The sequence below is a fragment of the Vibrio antiquarius genome, from assembly GCF_000024825.1.
In the GTDB taxonomy this organism is placed as follows: domain Bacteria; phylum Pseudomonadota; class Gammaproteobacteria; order Enterobacterales; family Vibrionaceae; genus Vibrio; species Vibrio diabolicus.
The window spans coordinates 1,538,563-1,556,768 of sequence record NC_013456.1 but is presented as its reverse complement, the minus strand read 5'-3'; the positions used below and the strand labels follow the sequence as shown (position 1 = coordinate 1,556,768).

At 43.7% G+C, this 18,206-nt stretch carries 21 protein-coding genes; 4 read left to right on the top strand and 17 right to left on the bottom strand.

Annotation, left to right across the window (positions count from 1 at the left end):
* Positions 1 to 26 precede the first annotated feature (26 nt).
* Positions 27 to 119 carry a cytochrome bd-I oxidase subunit CydH gene (gene cydH, locus VEA_RS23855; protein ID WP_005372970.1) on the bottom strand — a complete coding sequence of 31 codons (93 nt, stop codon included), beginning with the start codon at positions 117 to 119 and terminating at the stop codon, positions 27 to 29.
* 127 nt (positions 120 to 246) lie between these two features.
* Here cydH and VEA_RS07350 point away from each other — a divergent pair, with 127 nt between their 5' ends.
* The 3 genes from VEA_RS07350 to VEA_RS23850 all read left to right on the top strand — a co-directional run bounded on the left by VEA_RS07350 (position 247) and on the right by VEA_RS23850 (position 2,966).
* Complete coding sequence (locus VEA_RS07350; protein ID WP_012841594.1) at positions 247 to 837, top strand: outer membrane beta-barrel protein; 591 nt, start codon at positions 247 to 249, stop codon at positions 835 to 837.
* Positions 838 to 1,407: 570 nt separating this feature from the next.
* Entirely contained in the window at positions 1,408 to 2,874 is a 1,467-nt protein-coding gene (locus tag VEA_RS07345) for a sodium-dependent transporter (RefSeq protein WP_005398219.1), read from the top strand.
* On the top strand, positions 2,871 to 2,966 hold the full coding sequence (locus VEA_RS23850) for a MetS family NSS transporter small subunit (protein WP_005372963.1): 96 nt from the start codon (positions 2,871 to 2,873) through the stop codon (positions 2,964 to 2,966). Before VEA_RS07345 ends, VEA_RS23850 begins: the two co-directional genes overlap by 4 nt.
* A 63-nt stretch (positions 2,967 to 3,029) precedes the next feature.
* Here the strand turns inward: VEA_RS23850 and VEA_RS07340 are convergent, their stop codons facing one another.
* From VEA_RS07340 to yceD, 15 genes are all read right to left on the bottom strand, one after another.
* Positions 3,030 to 3,431 carry a hypothetical protein gene (locus VEA_RS07340; protein ID WP_012841593.1) on the bottom strand — a complete coding sequence of 134 codons (402 nt, stop codon included), beginning with the start codon at positions 3,429 to 3,431 and terminating at the stop codon, positions 3,030 to 3,032.
* 211 nt (positions 3,432 to 3,642) lie between these two features.
* Positions 3,643 to 5,073 carry a PTS glucose transporter subunit IIBC gene (gene ptsG, locus VEA_RS07335; RefSeq protein ID WP_006743155.1) on the bottom strand — a complete coding sequence of 477 codons (1,431 nt, stop codon included), beginning with the start codon at positions 5,071 to 5,073 and terminating at the stop codon, positions 3,643 to 3,645.
* Between the two features lie 444 nt (positions 5,074 to 5,517).
* Positions 5,518 to 6,285 carry a TatD family hydrolase gene (locus VEA_RS07330; RefSeq protein ID WP_005396993.1) on the bottom strand — a complete coding sequence of 256 codons (768 nt, stop codon included), beginning with the start codon at positions 6,283 to 6,285 and terminating at the stop codon, positions 5,518 to 5,520.
* Complete coding sequence (locus VEA_RS07325) at positions 6,276 to 7,238, bottom strand: DNA polymerase III subunit delta' (RefSeq protein WP_006743154.1); 963 nt, start codon at positions 7,236 to 7,238, stop codon at positions 6,276 to 6,278. The genes VEA_RS07330 and VEA_RS07325 overlap by 10 nt, the downstream gene beginning before the upstream one ends.
* 27 nt (positions 7,239 to 7,265) lie before the next feature.
* On the bottom strand, positions 7,266 to 7,898 hold the full coding sequence (gene tmk / locus VEA_RS07320; protein ID WP_006743153.1) for a dTMP kinase: 633 nt from the start codon (positions 7,896 to 7,898) through the stop codon (positions 7,266 to 7,268).
* The gene (gene mltG, locus VEA_RS07315) at positions 7,895 to 8,911 is read right to left on the bottom strand and encodes an endolytic transglycosylase MltG (protein WP_006743152.1); all 1,017 of its coding nucleotides are present in this window, start codon (positions 8,909 to 8,911) and stop codon (positions 7,895 to 7,897) included. The genes tmk and mltG overlap by 4 nt, the downstream gene beginning before the upstream one ends.
* Positions 8,908 to 9,723: an aminodeoxychorismate lyase gene (gene pabC, locus VEA_RS07310; protein ID WP_006743151.1), complete on the bottom strand. Its 816-nt coding sequence runs from the start codon at positions 9,721 to 9,723 to the stop codon at positions 8,908 to 8,910. The genes mltG and pabC overlap by 4 nt, the downstream gene beginning before the upstream one ends.
* Positions 9,724 to 9,830: 107 nt before the next feature.
* A complete protein-coding gene (gene fabF, locus VEA_RS07305; protein WP_005396984.1) occupies positions 9,831 to 11,081 on the bottom strand; it encodes a beta-ketoacyl-ACP synthase II in 1,251 nt (416 codons plus the stop codon).
* Between the two features lie 93 nt (positions 11,082 to 11,174).
* Positions 11,175 to 11,408 carry an acyl carrier protein gene (acpP, locus tag VEA_RS07300; protein WP_004406112.1) on the bottom strand — a complete coding sequence of 78 codons (234 nt, stop codon included), beginning with the start codon at positions 11,406 to 11,408 and terminating at the stop codon, positions 11,175 to 11,177.
* A 246-nt stretch (positions 11,409 to 11,654) separates the two neighbouring features.
* Positions 11,655 to 12,389 carry a 3-oxoacyl-ACP reductase FabG gene (gene fabG, locus VEA_RS07295; protein ID WP_031780596.1) on the bottom strand — a complete coding sequence of 245 codons (735 nt, stop codon included), beginning with the start codon at positions 12,387 to 12,389 and terminating at the stop codon, positions 11,655 to 11,657.
* Positions 12,390 to 12,435: 46 nt separating this feature from the next.
* On the bottom strand, positions 12,436 to 13,359 hold the full coding sequence (gene fabD / locus VEA_RS07290; protein WP_012841591.1) for an ACP S-malonyltransferase: 924 nt from the start codon (positions 13,357 to 13,359) through the stop codon (positions 12,436 to 12,438).
* Positions 13,360 to 13,434: 75 nt separating this feature from the next.
* Positions 13,435 to 14,385 carry a beta-ketoacyl-ACP synthase III gene (locus VEA_RS07285; protein ID WP_005396980.1) on the bottom strand — a complete coding sequence of 317 codons (951 nt, stop codon included), beginning with the start codon at positions 14,383 to 14,385 and terminating at the stop codon, positions 13,435 to 13,437.
* A gap of 5 nt (positions 14,386 to 14,390) precedes the next feature.
* Complete coding sequence (gene plsX, locus VEA_RS07280) at positions 14,391 to 15,416, bottom strand: phosphate acyltransferase PlsX (protein ID WP_012841590.1); 1,026 nt, start codon at positions 15,414 to 15,416, stop codon at positions 14,391 to 14,393.
* A gap of 10 nt (positions 15,417 to 15,426) precedes the next feature.
* Positions 15,427 to 15,597 (bottom strand): 50S ribosomal protein L32, encoded by a 171-nt coding sequence (gene rpmF / locus VEA_RS07275; RefSeq protein ID WP_005396978.1) that lies wholly within the window; start codon positions 15,595 to 15,597, stop codon positions 15,427 to 15,429.
* Between the two features lie 59 nt (positions 15,598 to 15,656).
* Positions 15,657 to 16,181 (bottom strand): 23S rRNA accumulation protein YceD, encoded by a 525-nt coding sequence (gene yceD, locus VEA_RS07270; RefSeq protein WP_005396977.1) that lies wholly within the window; start codon positions 16,179 to 16,181, stop codon positions 15,657 to 15,659.
* A gap of 149 nt (positions 16,182 to 16,330) precedes the next feature.
* Between yceD and VEA_RS07265 the strand changes: the two genes are divergently transcribed.
* Positions 16,331 to 16,912 (top strand): Maf family protein, encoded by a 582-nt coding sequence (locus VEA_RS07265; RefSeq protein WP_012841589.1) that lies wholly within the window; start codon positions 16,331 to 16,333, stop codon positions 16,910 to 16,912.
* A 59-nt stretch (positions 16,913 to 16,971) separates the two neighbouring features.
* Here the strand turns inward: VEA_RS07265 and rluC are convergent, their stop codons facing one another.
* Positions 16,972 to 17,916 carry a 23S rRNA pseudouridine(955/2504/2580) synthase RluC gene (gene rluC, locus VEA_RS07260; protein ID WP_005396975.1) on the bottom strand — a complete coding sequence of 315 codons (945 nt, stop codon included), beginning with the start codon at positions 17,914 to 17,916 and terminating at the stop codon, positions 16,972 to 16,974.
* Positions 17,917 to 18,206 lie beyond the last annotated feature (290 nt).

Here is an 18,206-nt window from a genome sequence, read left to right as displayed (position 1 = left end):
TAAAACGTTTGGTAAAAGTAGTTATCTTAGGCCGTTGTAATCGCAATGATGCCAAACGACAAAAGTACTGCAAAAACAGTCACCACGATGATTAATGCGGATTTTAGATCGTGTTCCATAAACACCTCCTTAATATGTAACAAATTAATAACACCGGTGTGAAATATGTTCAAGATTTGCTTAATTTAGTCGCGCAATTTTGACTAACCCATCACAATTAGCTTAGTCATAATAAGGAGATAGGACATGAACCAAAAACTCAGCTGGCTGGTAGGAAGCATACTGCTCAGCACCGCGGTAAGTGCACAAGCCAATATTATCGTTACTCCATTCATAGGCTATACAGGTGGCGGTCAAGTAGAAGACGAAAGTGGCAATACATACGACCTCGATCCCGCAGTGAACTACGCACTTTCAATCGAGACGCCTTTTGAGAAAGGAAGAATTGGATTATTTTACTCCAACCAATCAACAGAACTTGAAAAGTTATCAAATTCGGCAGACATCCATTACCTGCAATTTCAAAGCAGCATGTACTACCCTGTTGCAGAAAACTGGCAAACCTATATTGGTGTTGGCTTGGGAGCCTCTTACGCAGATGTTGATTGGGTAGACAAAAAATACGGATTTTCGGCTAGCGCTTTTGCAGGGCTGGAATATGAGTTTTCAAAGAACTTTGCGTTGACAGCCCAATTGAGATGGTTGGGAACGGTCGTTGATAACGATACCTCTGGAGCCTGCACCCTACCTAATGACGGCTCAAACTGCATCATTAAGTTCGATACCGATTGGATGAACCAACTCCAATCAAATGTTGGTTTTAGTTTCCGTTTCTAATTTTTTGTACACTTCACTTCGTAGGGCTCTCCGCAAAGAGTGCTGGGCGAGTCCTACACAAAGCAGATAGAAAATATCATCTAAAAATCATCGCTTAGAAAAGTAACGAAGCATTCTCTAGCTGGGTGCGCAAAAGATAGCCGTACGCCCTAGTTCATCAAAATAGTTTTAAACACCAAGTCGATTATTGGATTCTAGTCATTTATTCCATACAACCAACCAATCCCCCACACAAAACCATAATCAAACTCAAATTTAACAAGATTAAAACCAGACAACGCATCTGAGTTAACATTTAGATTCTATTGCGCTAAGTATTATTAGAAGTTAGTCTGATTAGTGAAAACAGATAAATATTTCAGTTTTATCAAACACACATCAAAATTTTAAGATTAATAATCTACTTTCTCTCACAGTAACCAGAATATAGCTCTAGAAAATTATAATAAGCTAGAATTAAGGATAGAAAAGCTGATAGATAACAGCGGTCCTTTCTTCCAACAGTTTACGCAAATATTACTGTGTTACGGAGAGAGCTTCATTCCTCAGGGAGTCGTATAGGAGTCAAATATGAAGCGAGAACAATGGGGATCCCGAGCGGGATTCATCTTAGCAGCAGTCGGGTCTGCTATCGGTTTGGGAAACATTTGGCGTTTTCCATATATGGCCTATGAAAACGGTGGCGGCGCATTTTTTATTCCTTACATTTTCGCCATGATCACGGCCGGTATTCCATTTATGATCCTTGAGTTCAGTATGGGACAAAAGTACCGAGGCTCAGCACCAAAAACGCTAGCGAAAATTCATTCTAAATTTGAATGGCTTGGCTGGTTCCAAGTTGGTGTTGCAGCAGTTATCGCCGTTTACTATGTTGCAGTTATCGGTTGGTCAATTTCTTACTTTGGGTTGTCGTTCACTCAAGGTTGGGGAACCGATACAAACGCATTTTTCTTTAGCGAGTACCTAAAGTTAGGTGACAACTCACCAACAGACTTAGGCAGTATTCAATGGAAGATAGCCTTATCTATGGTGATTGCTTGGGCCATTACTTATACAGCCATTGCCAAAGGCGTGAAATCAGGGATTGAGCGCGCATCTAAAATCATGATGCCAATACTATTCTTGATGGTGATTTTTTTAATCGGACGTATGGTTTTCTTGCCAGGAGCTTTGGATGGCGTTAACTACATGTTTGAACCCGATTTCAGCAAAATTTGGGATGTGAAAGTATGGGCAGCTGCGTACGGTCAGATCTTCTTTACCCTAAGCATCGGCTTCGCGATCATGCTGGCTTACTCTAGCTATCTGCCAGAAAAGTCGGACATCACGAATAACGCGTTTATGACCGTGTTGATCAACTGTGGCTTCTCCATCCTAGCTGGTATTATGATCTTCTCTGTCTTGGGTTACATGGCTCAAGAACAAGGTAAACCGCTAACAGAAGTGGTATCTGCAGGCGTTGGCCTTGCTTTTGTTACTTTACCTGCGGCAATTAACTTATTACCCGCACCATATATTCTTGGTCCTCTGTTCTTCTTTGCACTGGTGGTTGCTGGTCTAAGTTCGCACATTTCTATCATGGAAGCCGTAACATCCGCCATCATCGATAAGCTAAAGTGGAGCCGAAAAAAAGCTGCAAACGTTGTAATTGGAACTGGTTTTGTGGTTTCTATGGCGTTCGCAACAAATGGCGGTCTATTGCTGCTAGACCTAGTAGACCACTTTGCAAACAACGTTGGCATTATGGTAGGCGGCTTGGTTGAGATTGTATTGATGGCGTGGCTATTGAAACGCGTGCCTGAAGTACGTAATTACGTAAATGAGCGCTCTGATTTCTCTATTGGTCAATGGTTTGAGATCTGTTTACGCTTCGTAACACCGATTATGCTCGCCATTATCTTAGCGACTAAGCTTTATGCTTTATTTACTGAAGGCTACGGTGGTTATGATCTAACTGTAGGCTGGGCACTTATCGCCGCACTATTTATCTTTGGTCTAGTGATTAACGCAGTGAATCGCAAGGAGACAGCGAAATGACAATCAGCGCAATTATTATGATGGTTATTGGTTTAGGTATCACTTGGGGCGGCGCTGCCGTTTGTATCAAGCGAGCCATGGATAAACAATAGCAGTATTGCATTCCAAACAAAAAACGCCGGTATTTACCGGCGTTTTTTTATGTTTCTTTTATTCTAGAAACTGTATTTGATGCCAACGGCACCACCAAGTTGTAAGTCAGCACCTTTGTAAAGATCTAGCTCTGGGTGTATTTGACCATAAAGATCCCAGCCGCGTGATAAATCCCAGTTCACACCGAGAGGCACACGCACGCCAAACTCATCATCCCACTCATACCAACCACCAACGCCAACATACCAAGTCACAGGCATGTTTTGATCGAATGTTCCACGTTTAGCGATGTAATCAAACGCCATACCATCGTTACCGATAATGCCGCGATACTTATTATCTAACTCAACAACAACACTCAACTGTTGATCGACAGCCATACCAACAGACAAGTTCGTTGGCTCATTTGCCGCAATTGCGGTACTAGAAACTAGTCCTGCTAATAAAATTAATTTGCTCTTCATACACGTTATCAATTATTAAAAAAAACATCATGCGCTATTCAAACATAGTGGTGTTTCAATATGTCAACGATGAGTAAGCGCGATGTATGAAAAGACTGGCAAAAGTAAAGATGAGTTTAGGATCACACTCAGAAAGCACTTTTAGCAATGAGAGAGGAACTAAAAAAAGAGGCCGAAGCCTCCTTTTATTCATTGTTATGAATGACGGTGATTAGCCGTGGTTACGGATCCACTCATCCATTTCAGTTTTTAGGTTGTCAGACTTAGTACCGAAGATAGCCTGTACACCACCTGCAACAACTACAACACCAGCAGCGCCAAGTTGTTTCAGTTTGTCTTGGTCAACAGCTGCTGTATCTGCAACCGCGACACGTAGGCGAGTGATACATGCGTCTAGACCAGTAATGTTAGCTTTACCACCGAACGCTGCAACCAGTTCACCACCCATGTCAGAGCCAGAAGTTGCTGCCGCACTTTCTGTTTCATCTTCACGACCAGGAGTTTTTAGGTCAAGTGCTGTGATTACGCCACGGAACACTACGTAGTAAATCACTGCGTATACTAGACCAACAGCAATCATTAGACCCATCTTCTGAGCGTTACCAGATAGAACTAGGAAGTCGATCAGACCGTGAGAGAAAGAAGTACCGTGTACAAAGCCTAGAGTGTTAGAAACAATGTATGCAGAACCAGCTAGTAGAGCGTGGATACCGTATAGTAGTGGAGCAACGAATAGGAACGAGAATTCGATAGGCTCAGTAATACCAGTTAGGAATGAAGTCAGTGCAGCTGACGCCATGATACCCATTACTTTTGCGCGGTTTTCTGGTTTAGCACAGTGAGCAATTGCGATTGCTGCAGCTGGTAGACCAAACATCTTGAACATGTAACCACCCGCTAGCTGACCGAAGCCATTACCAGCAGCACGAGATGCTTCATCAGCAACTAGGTAACAAGTTAGCACGCCGTTTTGAGCTTCACCAGCAGCGTTAACACAAGAACCAGCTTCGAAGAAGAACGGTACGTTCCATACGTGGTGTAGGCCGAATGGGATTAGAGAACGCTCTACAACACCGTAGATACCGAATGCTAGTTGTGGGTTTTGGTGCGCAGCCCAATCAGAGAATGCAGAGATTGCACCGCCAATTGGTGGCCAAATTACAGAAAGGATAACACCAAGGATGATCGCTGCAAAACCAGTGATGATAGGCACTGCACGCTTACCAGCGAAGAAGCCAAGATACTCTGGAAGTTGAATTTTGAAGAAACGGTTGAATGCCCAAGCAGCCACACCACCGACAAGGATACCACCTAGTACACCTGTATCGATTTTCTCAACACCCATAACACCCGCCATTACACCTAGCGTTGCCGTCATGATGCCGTAACCAACGATTGCTGCAAGACCTGCAACACCGTCGTTATTAGTGAAGCCTAGAGCTACACCTACTGCAAATAGAAGTGCCATTTGGCCGAATACTGAACCACCAGCTTGCTCCATAAGATTAGAAACGATCTCTGGAATAAAGCTTAGATGGGCAGCACCCACACCTAATAAAATACCTGCAACTGGTAAAACTGATACTGGAAGCATCAGCGCCTTACCAACTTTTTGCAGGTTAGCAAAAAGGTTCTTAAACATGTTTATGCTCCTGATAAATTTATAAGTATTATTTGGGCACTAACGGCACACCCCCGTAGCCTAAAGGTTAGCACCCAATGAAAATGTAACCACAACTGCATTATATTTTCCGGCTCTAAATATATATTGATGACCCTCAAACTTTCCACACAGTTACGAAATTTAGTTTCAAAACAAGTCTTGGATCACACCCAAAAACAGCTGATGAAAAGGTTTGCATTGCAGTTATATTACTGTTTTATAAAGAGTTTATTATTTATATAATTAATTTTAAGGCGTAAATAAAATACGCTCCAATGTTATTTTTAGTAACAAAATTACATTTGTGATTTTTGAATGTTATTAAATCAACATTTTTAGTAAACATTAAACTCATGAGTATATCTGTTGTTTTTATCAACAAAAAAGGAGCATACGCTCCTTTTTTATGCTCTTATTGATTTTTCATCGCAAAAAAAGATTTCGGAAATTTTCGGTGGTTTTTTGTGCCACTTCAGAAAGAGAGCACGATTTGAGTTGCGCAATATAAGAAGCCACCTCGACAACATAAGCAGGTTGATTCTCTTTACCTCGGTGAGGGACTGGAGCCAAGTAAGGAGAATCTGTCTCAATGAGAAGCTTCTCTAGAGGTAGAGTCTTCACCACTTCTTTCAACTCTGTAGCTTGACGGAAAGTGACAATCCCCGAGATAGAAATATAAAACCCCAGCTCAAGTGCAGCTTCAGCAAATGGAAGATCTTCTGTAAAACAGTGGATAACACCACCACATTTCTCCGCCCCACCCTTACGCAAAATATCTAGAGTATCCGCACGTGCGTTTCTAGTATGGATAATTAAAGGTTTGTTAAGCTCCACCGCAAGATCAACGTGTTGCTCAAAACGCTCTTTCTGTAACGCTGCCGTTTCTGGCTTATAATGATAATCCAAGCCTGTTTCACCAATGGCAACGACTTTTTCATTCGATGCGTGGTGACGTAGCACGTCCATCGAAAAGTCGCTTTCAACATCAAGTGGGTGTACACCGCACGAAGCATAAACATTCTCATAAGGCTCAATCATTTCCATCATTTTAGGGAAAGAATCCAGCGTAACTCCCACAGAAAGCAGCTCGGTTACCTTTGCTTGTTTAGCTTTGTTAATAACGTCTTCCACATTGATGTGGAGATCGTCGTAATTCAATTTGTCTAAATGACAATGAGAATCTACGAACATAATACCTCTCGTGATTCAATTAACCAGTTCATTGATAGTAGCTCAAGGTTTAGACCAGGAAAGGCTTGAACCTGAGCTTTGAGGTCCATCAGCGCCTTCGCTGATGAGTACAAACCGTTGTAGTTGTTCGGCTGAAACTTTATAGCGCCAGGAAGCATTTGTGCTTCTGATACACCAAACTGCACTTTCTGAGCGTCTGTCAGTAAATACCACGCCCAGTCTAGTGATTGCTCCGAGTGTTTAGCCATTAAAGAAGCACACTCAGAAATGTCTGAGGCAGGAGAAGACATCGCCTTAATAAAAGTGCGCTCAAAAGCCAAGTAAGCATCGAGATCGCCATTATTTAACGCATCCAATGTTTTTATCGGAGAGCCCATATTCAGTTTTAAGGCGTAAGCAGGAACTTGCTGCGCCCCTTGTTCACGCATCCATTGCATCGCTTGCTCCGTTGACGGCGGCGCAACAACCCAGTGTTGGCAACGGCTACGAATCGTTGGAAGCAGGCGCTCCTGATTGTGGGTAACGAGCAAAAACAAGCACTTTGCCCCAGGCTCTTCTAGCGTTTTTAACAATGCATTCGATGCCGATTCATTCATAGAGTCCGCTGGCTCTATAACAAATAGGCGATAACCATTAAGCTGTGATGATTCCTGAGCAAGACGGTTGCAAGCTCGAACTTGGTCCACCGTTATCGCTTTTCCTTCTTTTTCTGGTTTGATCCAGTGTAAATCTGGGTGGTTGTGTGATTGATTTAATTGACAGCTATGACAAAAACCGCACGCTTCACTGGCGTAATTTTGGCAAAGAAGTGCTTGGCTAAAAAACTCGATAAGTTTTTCGATGCCTAAGCCTTGCTCGCTTTGCAATAAAAGCGCACCTGGTATTCTGTCCGACTCTAGCCCTACTTTGAGGTTATCCCATACTGGCTGCAACCATGGATAATCATTTAACATGAGTCACCTAAATTTAAGTTTCACTTATTATTGACGAGCTAACCACTCGTTAAGAGCGTCCCGAATATCACGCGACACGCCTTCGATCGCCTGCTCAGCGTTAATGATAATGACAGAAGGATCAGCATGAGCAATCTCCAAATAACGCTCTCGTGTACGTTCAAAGAAGCTGATATCCATCTTCTCGATACGATCGAGCTCACCACGCCCACGCGCACGCTCAAGCCCAACGCGAGGGTCGATATCCATATAGAGAGTGAAAGCAGGTTTAAAATCACCAAGCGTTGTGTCTCGAAGGTTTTTCATTAGCGACGCGTCAATCTGACGGCCACCACCTTGATAAGCCTGCGACGACATATCGTGGCGGTCACCCACCACCCACTGACCGTTCGCCAAAGCTGGTTTGATCACGTTCTCAACCAACTGGACACGTGCAGCATATAGAAGAAGCAACTCCGTCATGTCTTTAAGTTCTTCGCCTTCATGCTCTTCTTTCACCAGAGCGCGCATCTTTTCTGCTAGCGGCGTGCCTCCTGGCTCACGAGTATTTACGATATTTTCAATACCTGCCGCTTTTAGCGTATCTAAAACGGTTTTAATCGCAGTGCTTTTACCCGCGCCTTCTAGGCCTTCAACGACAATAAAGTTTGCTTTCATCATTTGTTCTTTCTTAGTTCTCTTAAATAGGCTCGAACAGCACGATTGTGCTCTGCAAGGGATTTCGAAAATACGTGTCCGCCCTTTCCACTTGCTACGAAATATAAATAGTTGCTGCTTTCTGGATTCAAAGCCGCTTCAATAGAGGCTTCACCTGCCATCGCAATTGGGGTTGGAGGTAAGCCATTGATGGTATAGGTGTTATATGGTGTCGGCGTGCGCAAATCTTTCTTACGAATATTTCCGTCGTAAGCATCACCCATACCATAAATAACCGTCGGATCCGTTTGTAAACGCATGCGTTTGTTCAATCGGTTGATAAACACAGAAGCGACGCGCTCACGCTCAGAGTCAATGGCCGTCTCTTTCTCGATGATAGACGCCAGAATCAAGGCTTCATATTTGTCTTGCAATGGCAGCTTTTCTTGACGAGCTTCCCAGTTAGCATCCAGAATCTTATTGAGTTTTCGATGCGCTCGTTTTAATAACTGGCTTTCACTTGCACCCGCCGTGTAATGGTAGGTTTCTGCTAAAAACAGTCCTTCAAGCTTTTCTCGCTCAATACCCAACTTTGCTGCCATGTCTTTTTCTGGTAGATCGGTTAAGTCATGCTCTAAATAAGGAGCACTTTTCAATTGCTCTACCCACTCAGAAAAGCGGTTGCCTTCAACAAAAGTGATCGCAAACTGGTATTCTTTTCCGGTGTTCAGGTGCTCCAATGCTTGCGAAAGCGACATACCAGGCTCTAGTTGATAAGTGCCCGCTCGTACTTGCAACAGTTCTGGATATAAGTGAGGTATTAAACGGATGTACTCCGACGTTTCAATTACCTCATCTTCAACTAAGGCGCGCATGACATGATGAAAGCTTGTACCACTTTCTACAGTAAACAGCTGAGGTTGTTCCAATAGAATAGGCTTTTCAACGTATTGTTTAGCCTGTGAAATTATATAAAAAACAGCTGCTGCGCCTATCACTGCGATCAGCACAACAAAAGCCAACAGTTTTTTAATCACGTAGTTAAATTCCCTTGCAGTCGTTGAGTCAATTTTCCTATCGGAAATATAGTCTTAGAGTTAGATGCCACTATGCTGCGAATTGGTGCTACACCTAATATTGAGTTACACATGAAAGCCTCGTCTGCGCTCAGCAAATCTGGAAGTATAAAACGCCCCTCGATGACTTCAATATGACTTACTTTTAGTAACTCAAGCACCTTACGACGCATTACGCCCGCAACGCCAGATAAGGTCAGCTCCGGTGTAAATACTTTATTACCTTTAACCCAAAAAAGGTTGGCCATTGTAGTTTCAATGACATGGTTTTGCACATTTAACGTTATTGCATCTGCAAACTCGGTATCGTCGATTTCAGCCTTGGCGAGAATCTGCTCTAAACGGTTGTTGTGCTTGTGTCCAGCAAGTAAAGGTTGGATCCCGAGGCGAGTCTCACAAACGCCCAAATCCACGCCTTTTTCTTGCCAAGAAGAGTAATGAGAAGGAAACGCAAAATTGGAGATCGTCACGATAGGGCCTTCAATCCCATTAGGACTATACCCTCTCCCACCAATACCACGGCTAACGTGAATTTTCATCCCAGCTTGTGCGTCAGATAAAGCCGCTTTGCTTGCCCAATCATGCACAACTTGCCAGTCAGGGGAAGAGATCTTCAATGCGTCAAGGCAGGACTTCATACGCTCAATGTGTTCTTGCCAGTAAACCAACTCTCCGTTTTGGGTCAGGATGGTGGTAAAACCTCCATCACCGTATTGGAATGAGCGATCACCCAGCTCTACATGCGTTTGTGGAACTCCATTTACCCAAAACATTCGCGTACCTTCAAATTAGCAGACAACAAATAAAACAAAACGGCTCAATGCTAAGCATCGAGCCGTTAGAATACAAGTTTCGCTTATCTAAATAAGGTTAGATAGTGTTACTCAGCGAACTTTTTGAAGATCAAAGAACCGTTTGTACCACCAAAGCCAAACGAGTTACAGATAGCGTATTCCATACCTTCAACTTTGCGCGCAGTGTGCGGCACAAGGTCAATGTCTAGACCTTCTTCTGGATCATCAAGGTTAATCGTTGGTGGAACGATTTGGTCAACCAAAGACATAACCGTGATAATTGCTTCAACAGACCCTGCTGCACCTAATAGGTGACCAGTCATAGACTTAGTTGATGATACAAGTACTTGCTTCGCACCTTCTTCACCAAGAGCACGTTTCACGCCCTTGATTTCTGCAACGTCGCCAGCAGGAGTAGATGTACCGTGAGCATTCACATAACCTACTTGGGTACCTGTGATGTTGGCGTCACGCATTGCCGCTTCCATCGCAAGTGCACCACCAGAGCCATCTTCGCTTGGAGAAGTCATGTGGTAAGCATCACCAGACATACCAAAACCAACCAGTTCTGCGTAAATCTTCGCGCCACGTGCTTTCGCGTGTTCGTACTCTTCAAGCACCATCATGCCAGCACCATCACCTAGAACAAAGCCATCACGGCCTTTATCCCATGGACGAGACGCTTTTTGAGGTTCGTCATTACGAGTAGATAGCGCTTTAGCTGCACCGAAGCCAGCCATGCCAAGAGGCGTAGACGCTTTTTCTGCGCCACCAGCAACCATCGCATCTGCATCGCCGTACGCAATCATTCGTGCAGCATGACCGATGTTATGTAGGCCAGTAGTACATGCTGTAGAAATCGCGATATTTGGACCACGAAGACCACGCATGATAGATAGGTTACCTGCAACCATATTTACGATGGTCGAAGGAACAAAAAATGGGCTAACTTTGCGAGGGCCTTTTTCTACTAATGCAGTGTGACCTGTTTCAATCAGATCTAGACCGCCAATGCCTGAGCCGATAGCAACACCAACTCGAGCCGCATTTTCTTCGGTAATTTGTAAGCCAGAGTTATCAAGAGCTTGAATACCCGCTGCAATGCCGTACTGGATGAAAAGATCCATCTTACGAGCATCTTTTTTAGACATGTACTCTGTGCAATCGAAATCTTTAACAAGACCTGCAAAACGAGTTGAGAAGTTCGTAGCATCAAAGTGCTCGATATTCACGATACCACTTTGACCTTCTAGCAGGGCTTTCCAAGATGATTCTACTGTGTTGCCTACCGGTGACAACATACCCATGCCAGTGACAACTACACGACGCTTGGACACGATATAATTCTCCGGGAATTGAATATTTCTATGAGAGGATAGAAGAAGTTAGAAAGAACACAGGCGGTCTAGGAGACCGCCTGGGAGAGCTAATTACTGAGCGCTGTTTACGTAGTCGATTGCAGCTTGAACAGTAGTGATCTTCTCAGCTTCTTCGTCAGGAATCTCAGTGTCGAATTCCTCTTCTAGAGCCATAACTAGTTCTACAGTGTCTAGAGAATCAGCACCTAGATCGTCAACGAAAGAAGCTTCGTTTTTAACTTCTGCTTCGTCTACACCTAGCTGTTCAACAATGATTTTCTTTACGCGTTCTTCGATGTTGCTCATTTTTCTTTTCCTTTACAGATTTCGCCTAATGCGATGATTCCGTAGTTTATTCGAACTATTGAAAGTTGCAAGGGGGTCCTTGCTGGTCAAACCACAAAATTAGCGAATTTAACCGAATTTCAATACATTTTTGACTTAAATCATGCACAAATCTTGCGCATAAGCATGACAAGTTCATGACAGTTAACTGCAACTATAGGCTATTTTTCACAATGTAAAATAGCTTATTTTGCACAAACTGTCTCATTAAACCATGTACATGCCACCATTTACATGCAAAGTTTCACCAGTAATGTACGCTGCTTCAGGAGAAGCAAGGAAAACTACTGCTGATGCAATTTCACGTGGGTCACCTAAACGACCAGCTGGCACGTTCGACAACGTTGCCGCACGTTGCTCATCATTTAGTGCCTTTGTCATGTCAGTTTCGATGAAACCAGGGGCAACAGTGTTCACTGTTACACCACGAGACGCAACTTCACGAGCCATTGATTTAGTAAAACCAATCACGCCCGCTTTCGCTGCTGCGTAGTTAGTTTGACCTGCGTTACCCATGGTACCAACAACTGAGCCTACGTTGATGATACGACCCGCACGTTTTTTCATCATGCCGCGTAAAACCGCTTTAGACATGCGGTAGATAGGCGTTAGGTTGGTATCGATGATGTCGTTCCACTCATCATCTTTCATACGCATCAATAGGTTGTCACGAGTAATACCAGCGTTATTCACCAGAATATCGATCACACCAAATTCTTCGTTGATCGTTTTTAGTGTCGCTTCGATAGACTCGACATCAGTCACGTTAAGAGCTAGACCTTTACCGTTATCACCAAGATACTCGCTGATAGCAGCAGCGCCACTTTCAGAAGTAGCCGTACCGATAACCGTCGCACCGCGCTCTACAAGAAGTTCCGCGATCGCGCGGCCAATACCACGGCTTGCGCCGGTAACTAGCGCGATCTTACCTTCTAGATTCATCATGTTGTGTTTCCTTTTCTTATCGCAAGTTTTATCGCTTGATGGATTACTTCGCCGCGTCTAGCGACGCAACATCATTCACTGCTGCTGCAGTTAGCGTTTTCACGATACGTTTTGTTAGACCTGTTAAAACCTTACCAGGACCAAGCTCAAGAAGCTGTTCTACCCCTTGCTCGTGCATAAGCTCGACTGTTTCAGTCCAGCGAACTGGGCTATGTAGCTGACGAACAAGCGCATCTTTGATTTTTGCAGGATCTGTCTCAGCAACCACATCAACGTTATTGATAACTGGCAGCTGTGGTGAGTTAAATTCGATAGACTCAAGAGCTACTGCAAGTTTTTCCGCTGCTGGCTTCATAAGCGCACAGTGTGATGGAACTGAAACAGGAAGAGGAAGCGCACGTTTCGCACCAGCTTCTTTACATAGCGCTCCCGCACGCTCTACAGCGTCTTTGCTACCCGCGATAACTACCTGACCAGGCGAGTTAAAGTTTACTGGAGAGACCACTTCACCTTGCGCTGCGTCTTCACACGCTTTTGCAATCGCATCATCAGCCAAACCGATAATCGCGTACATAGCGCCAGTACCTGCTGGTACCGCCTCTTGCATTAGCTTACCGCGTAATTCAACCAGCTTGATTGCTTCTTTAAAGTCAATCACACCCGCACATACAAGTGCTGAATACTCACCTAGGCTGTGACCGGCTAGGTTTGCTGGTTGCTCTAAACCAAGCTCCTGCCATACACGCCAGATTGCAACAGATGAAGCTAGCAAAGCTGGTTGAGTGCGGAAAGTCTCGTTTAAATCTTCTGCAGGTCCATTTTGAACAAGCGCCCATAGATCGTAACCTAGTGCGTCAGATGCTTCTGCAAATGTTTGTTTTACTACGTCATATTGTTCGCCTAGTTCTGCAAGCATACCTACAGCTTGAGAACCTTGACCTGGAAATACGATAGCAAACTTGCTCATGTTGTTTTCCTTTAAGCAAAGTAAAAAGAAATAAGATGCAACAAGTGCACCTTAAATTTTGAATTCTCGTGAAACTTAGAACTTCACCAGAGCAGAGCCCCAAGTGAAACCGCCACCAAACGCCTCTAGCAATAAAGTCTGCCCGCGTTTAATGCGACCATCGCGCACAGCTTCATCCAGCGCAGACGGTACTGTCGCCGCAGAAGTATTCCCGTGTCGGTCTAGTGTCACCACGACTTGGTCCAAAGACATTGAAAGCTTTTTCGCTGTTGCCGAAATAATTCGATAGTTCGCTTGATGCGGTACTAGCCAGTCTAGTTCAGACTTATGCATGTTGTTGGCTTCAAGCGTATCTTTTACTAGTTTCGATAACTGAGTGACAGCGACTTTGAATACTTCGTTACCTGCCATATGAAGCCATTTGTCAGCATCTTGACCACGCTCAGGTACAGGTAGGCTTAGTAGCTCACCGAATTGACCATCCGAGTATATGTGGGTAGAAATAATACCTGGCTCTTGGCTAGCGCCTACGACAACGGCTCCAGCACCATCACCAAATAGGATAATGGTTGAACGGTCTGTCGGATCACACGTTTTAGACAAAGCATCTGAACCAATAACAAGTACGTTTTTACACATACCCGATTTAATATGTTGGTCTGCAACAGATAATGCGTACACAAAACCAGAACAAGCAGCGGCTAAGTCAAAAGCTGGACAACCTTTAATGCCAAGCTTTGCCTGCACCTGACACGCAGATGAAGGAAAAGTATGGCTACTGCTCGTTGTGGCTACGATAATCAGGTCGATATCGTTTTTATCAATACCCGCCATATCGATAGCGTTTTCAGCTGCGTAGAATGCCATGTCCGCTACAGTCTCATTTTCTGCAGCAATTCGACGCTCTTTAATACCCGTGCGAGCAACGATCCACTCATCACTTGTATCTACCATTTTCTCTAGATCTGCGTTTGTACGCACCTGAGATGGCAGGTAGCTGCCAGTACCTAAAATTTTGCTATACATGAAGACTAATAATGCCTCTCGAGTAAAACCGCTTCCAAACGATCGCTAATACGGCTTGGTACTTGTCGTTTGACCTCGTGTACTGCCTCGCCAAGTGCATTGACAATCGCAGATACATCCGCACTTCCATGGCTTTTTATGACAATGCCGCGCAATCCTAGCAAACTTGCGCCGTTATACTGGTCGGGGTTCAGTGTTTTTAGTTCATTAAATAGCCGAGAAAACAACTTTCTAGCAATCCAACCCTTTATCGTTGACGCCATCATACTGGTTTTAATTTTTTCGATAAAAAGTTGAGCTGTTCCCTCACTGGCTTTTAAGCATACGTTGCCGACAAACCCATCACATACAATGACGTCTGCAACATCATGCAAAATTTGATTACCTTCAATATAACCAACAAAGTTAATCGCGTCGGTCTGAGAAAGCATTTCTGCGCAACGTTTGACTAAATCGTTACCTTTAATCTCTTCTGCGCCAATATTGAGAACAGCAACGCGAGGAGGACAACCTAAGTGTTCTTCTGCTAGTGCACTGCCCATTACAGCAAATTGGAACAAACTATCAGCATCGCACGATACATTCGCACCTAGATCTAGCATCCAAGTACGCTTTCCAGTAATCGTCGGTAAAGCTGAAACTAAAGCAGGACGTTCAATACCAGGAAGTAACTTAAGAATGAAACGCGATAGTGCCATTAATGCACCGGTGTTGCCACCACTAACACAGGCATCCGCCTTCTGCTCAGAAACCAAATCGATAGCCATACGCATGGAACTATTTTGGCTATTACGTAGTGCCAATGAAGGTTTTTCTGAGTTCGAGATAACTTTCTCACTATGAAGAATAGTCAAGCGGGAACTGGTCGAGGTACCGAGTTGAGATAATTGAGACGTGATCAGAGATTGATCACCTATAAGAATCACTTTTAGCTCTGGGAAATGAGACAGTGCCTGCACGGCGGCAGGCACTGTTACGCGTGGACCGAAATCCCCGCCCATTGCATCAAGTGCAACGGTAATACTTTGCAAAGGTTCAACCTTACTTGTTGATAACCTTTTGACCACGGTAGTAACCTTCAGCAGTTACGTTGTGGCGTAGGTGAGTTTCACCAGAAGTCGCGTCTACAGATAGAGCAGCTGTAGTTAGCGCATCGTGTGAACGACGCATACCGCGCTTAGAACGAGTTTTACGGTTTTTCTGTACGGCCATTGACCCTACTCCTATACTATTGGGTTAAAAACCTGAAGAAGAATCGGTTACCACACCTATTACTTTTTCAGACTTTTCAAAACGTCGAATGGATTCGGTTTTTCTTCCTCAATTTCTTCAGGAATCTCACCAAAAACCATGTTATTTGAATCAACGCTACAATCCGCTTCATCGTGCATCGCAATTTGAGGTAATGCTAAGATGAACTCGTCTTCAACCAGTTGTATAAGGTCTAATTCACCATATTCATTTAGATCTACCAAATCATAAATTTCTGGTGCTTCCTGTTCCGTTTTCTCACCGTAGTAAGGAGTAGAAAGGAATTCAACTTCGCACTCATGTGCGAATACCTCATTACAACGCTGACACTCTAAATCGACTTCGATGTTAGCTTTACCAGAGATAACAACGAGTCGCTGTTCATCCATCCCAAATGACAATGAGACTTCTGCGTCGCGTTTTACGCCTTCAGTTGTTTCCGCTAAGCGCTTGAAAAGACTAGCTTGGATGATGCCATCGTAATCTAATCGTTTCTGTGCAGCTTTTGCTGGGTCAACCGTTCGCGGTATTTTTACCTTTTGCATAGGGCGCGAATATTATCTTCCAAATCAAAATTAGTCAAAGAAAAAGGCAAAAAAGTTGTACTTTTTTACGCTTAACATACAGAGCATTAGCCAGAATCATTTTTGATCGATTATCCTATCGGAAATGCTCCCACGAATTGTAATTCAAAATGAAAAATTACCAACTGGTTTTAGCTTCAACCTCCCCTTTTCGTAAACAACTGCTTGAAAAGCTTTCACTACCGTTCATTTGTTTATCACCTGATTGCGATGAAACACCGTTTGACCAGGAAACGCCTCTTGAACTGGTGCAAAGATTGGCCCAAGAGAAAGCAACATCTTGCCAGACGGATAAAGCAAGTTTAGTTATCGGCAGTGACCAGGTTTGTGTCATTAATGGTGAAATCGTTGGCAAACCTTTAAATAGAGACAACGCAATAAATCAACTTTTGGCTCAAAGTGGAAAAGTCATCACTTTCTATACTGGTCTTGCGGTACATAACACCGTCACAAACCATACAGAAGTCGGCTTTGATTCTTTCGAAGTACACTTTAGAGATTTGACGCTTGAACAAATCGAACGCTACGTCGACAGGGAAGAACCTTTTTACTGCGCAGGCAGCTTTAAAAGCGAAGGAATGGGAATTTGTTTGTTTAACAAATTAGTGGGGAAAGATCCGAATACACTTGTCGGGCTACCACTGATTGATTTGATTGATATGTTGCATGTTCAGGGACTCGATGTCCTTTAATCCAAAGACTATAAAAGGGAGCCACAGACTCCCTTTTATAGTCCACTAGGAAAACATGGTTACGCGTTTCTTAAACCCGCCAACACTTTTTCTAACTTCGGTTCCATCGGTGCGTTGATTTCCATCCACTCATCATTTGATGGGTGCTGAAACTTGATGTTTGCCGCGTGTAGGAACAAACGATCTAAACCAACTTGACCTGTGTAAGCATCAAAGCGGCGGTCACCGTAGCGATCATCCCAAGCGATTGGGTGGCCCGTGTATTGTGTATGAACTCGGATTTGGTGAGTTCGACCAGTAATCGGACTCGCTTGAATCAATGTTGCTTGTTCAAACTTTTCCAAAATCTTAAAACGCGTTTCAGACGGCTTACCGTTAGGGTTAACACGAACAATACTGTTCACTTCGTTTTTAAGCAGTGGCGCGTTCACAACCTTACAACTGCTTTTCCATTGTCCCATGACAAGAGCTAAGTAAAACTTCTTCACTGTCTTTTCACGAAACTGGGCTTGCAAGTGACGAAGTGCAGAACGCTTCTTAGCAACCAATAAGATACCTGAAGTATCACGGTCAATACGATGCACAAGTTCAAGAAAGCGAGCTTGAGGACGAAGAGCTCTAAGCGCTTCAATCGCGCCAAACTTTAAGCCACTGCCACCATGCACAGCGGTGCCAGATGGTTTGTTTAGAATCAACATATGATCATCTTCGAAGATGATCATATCTTCCAACTCTGCGACTTTGTTTAGTTTCGTACTTGGCGCGACATCGTCATCTTTTTTCTCGACTGTCACCGGTGGAATACGAACGAGATCGCCTGCTTTTAACTTGTACTCTGCTTTTATACGCTTTTTATTTACACGTACTTCGCCCTTACGCACGATTCGGTAAATCATGCTTTTAGGGATGTCTTTTAATTGGTTGCGCAAAAAATTATCAATGCGCTGACCCGCCATATCTTCGTCAATGTCGACGAACTGGACTTTTGTTCTTATTTCGCTCATGGGCGGTATTGTAAACTCAATTTCGCGCGACTTCACATTATTCTTGTCGTAAAAGAAACACTTGGTAGTACGAACTGGTCTAAATTTCGCCAAGCTTTTGTTTAAATTATTAAAACTCTCGATCGAGTTCTCGATTTGTTTTCTGTCTTGATCAGTTTACACATCTCAATTGCTTATGAAACAGCCAGTTATAAATTAGAAATTTTGAGTTTAGCGGCAAATTTTCTATCGTTTGCGTGAAAGCAGATTGCTGATAGCCACGCGCACTGCTATAGTTCACAGCTGCTAAG